General features: G+C 57.4%; 1 rRNA gene (cut by a window edge). It reads left to right on the top strand.

The window, feature by feature from the left end:
- Positions 1–2,500, top strand: a 23S ribosomal RNA gene (locus tag VHA73_06445) (its annotated part extends 168 nt beyond the left edge of the window); the annotation flags it as partial.

Raw genomic sequence — 2,500 nt, 5'->3', positions numbered from 1 at the left:
TAGGGCGGGTAGAGGGAACCAGGGGAACTGAAACATCTCAGTACCTTGAGGAAAAGAAAACAACAGTGACTCCCTGAGTAGCGGCGAGCGAAAGGGGAAGAGCCCAAACCAGTCTGGTGGTAAAGCCCGATGGCGTTGCCAGGTTGGGGTCGTGGGATCCGGTAGACCGTGCATCGGAGCGGTCACGGAGTTACAAAGTCGATGTCTAGTGGAAGCGTTCTGGAACGGCGCGCCGCAGCGGGTAAGAGCCCCGTACACGAAAGGCACTCGACCTCCGACCGGACACCCAAGTAACGCCGGAACCGTGAAAGCTGGCGTGAATTCGCGAGGACCACCTCGTAAGGCTAAGTACATCTAGGCGACCGATAGCGAACGAGTACCGTGAGGGAAAGGTGAAAAGTACCCCGGGAGGGGAGTGAAATAGAACCTGAAACCGTTGGTCCACAATCAGTCAAAGCGTCGTCAGGACTTGTCCTGGCCGCGATGGCGTGCCTTTTGAAGAATGAGCCAACGAGTTACGGTGCGTGGCAAGGTTAACCCGTGTGGGGGAGCCGGAGCGAAAGCGAGTCTGAACAGGGCGTTCAGTCGCGTGCTGTAGACCCGAAGCCGAGTGATCTATCCATGGGCAGGTTGAAGCGGGGGTAAGACTCCGTGGAGGACCGAACCCACCTAGGTTGAAAACTGGGGGGATGACCTGTGGATAGGGGTGAAAGGCCAAGCAAACTCGGTGATAGCTGGTTCTCCCCGAAATGCATTTAGGTGCAGCGTCGGGCGTTCAGCAATGGAGGTAGAGCACTGGATGGGTTAGGGGGCCTACAAGCTTACCGACCCCAGCCAAACTCCGAATGCCATTGCTCCAGAGCCCGGCAGTGAGACCACGGGGGATGAGCTTCGTGGTCGAAAGGGAAACAGCCCAGACCGCCGACTAAGGCCCCTAATTCTGGACTAAGTGGAAAACGATGTGGGATTGCACAGACAGCCAGGAGGTTGGCTTAGAAGCAGCCACCCTTGAAAGAGTGCGTAACAGCTCACTGGTCGAGTGATCCTGCGCGGACAATGTAACGGGGCTCAAGTCCAGAGCCGAAGTCGCGGACTTGTGCGCAAGCACGAGTGGTAGGGGAGCGTCGATCGTGGAGTGAAGCGGCGGTGGAAACCGTCGTGGACTGCGGTCGAGTGAGAATGTTGGCATGAGTAGCGAGAGAGGGGTGAGAAACCCCTCCGCCGAAAACCCAAGGGTTCCTGGGCAAGGCTAATCCGCCCAGGGTGAGTCGGGAGCTAAGGCGAGGCCGAAAGGCGTAGTCGATGCACAACCGGTTGATATTCCGGTACCGCCGTATCCGCGCCCATACCAATACCTGGTTGCTAAGGGGCTGTCTCTTCGGAGACGAACCGACCCACCGGGTGGCGGTAAGCAATGAGGGGACGCAGGAGGGTAAGTGAACCCACGCGATGGAGTTGACGTGGGGTAAGCGTGTAGGGCGAGGTCCAGGTAAATCCGGCCCTCATCAGCCTGAGACGCGAGTCCGAGCCGTTCAAGGCGAAGTCACTGATCCCATGCTGCCTAGAAAAGCCTCTAGCGAGCTGATATGGCGCCCGTACCCCAAACCAACACAGGTGGGTAGGTAGAGAATACCAAGGCGATCGGGAGAACTGTGGTTAAGGAACTCGGCAAAATGCCTCCGTAACTTCGGGAGAAGGAGGACCTCAATAGGGTGACGGACCTTGCGTCCCGAGCTCGAAGAGGTGGCACAGACCAGGGGAAAGCGACTGTTTACTAAAAACACAGCAGCGTGCGAAGCCGTAAGGCGCTGTATACGCTGTGACGCCTGCCCGGTGCCGGAAGGTTACGGGGAAGGGTTAGTCCGCAAGGACGAAGCTCTGAACCTAAGCCCCGGTAAACGGCGGCCGTAACTATAACGGTCCTAAGGTAGCGAAATTCCTTGTCGGGTAAGTTCCGACCTGCACGAATGGCGTAACGACTTTCCTACTGTCTCAACCACAGACCCGGCGAAATTGAAGTACGAGTAAAGATGCTCGTTAGCTGCAGAAGGACGGAAAGACCCCGTGGACCTTCACTACAGCTTGGTGTTGGATTTTGGTATGTGTTGTGTAGGATAGGTGGGAGACGAGGAAGCATTGGCGCTAGTCAGTGTGGAGTCAACCTTGAAATACCACCCTGCTCATGCCGGGATTCTAACCCAGACCCGTGATCCGGGTCGGGAACAGCGCCAGGTGGGTAGTTTGACTGGGGCGGTCGCCTCCTAAAGAGTAACGGAGGCGCCCAAAGGTTCCCTCAGCCTGGTCGGCCATCAGGCGTTGAGTGCAATGGCACAAGGGAGCTTGACTGCGAGACAGACATGTCGAGCAGGTGCGAAAGCAGGGCATAGTGATCCGGCGGTTGCGTGTGGAAGCGCCGTCGCTCAACGGATAAAAGGTACCCCGGGGATAACAGGCTCATCTTCCCCAAGAGTCCATATCGACGGGAAGGTTTGGCACCTCG

The organism is Acidimicrobiales bacterium (assembly GCA_035547835.1).
In the GTDB taxonomy this organism is placed as follows: domain Bacteria; phylum Actinomycetota; class Acidimicrobiia; order Acidimicrobiales; family Iamiaceae; genus DASZTW01.
This window is presented reverse-complemented; position numbering and strand designations above follow the sequence as displayed.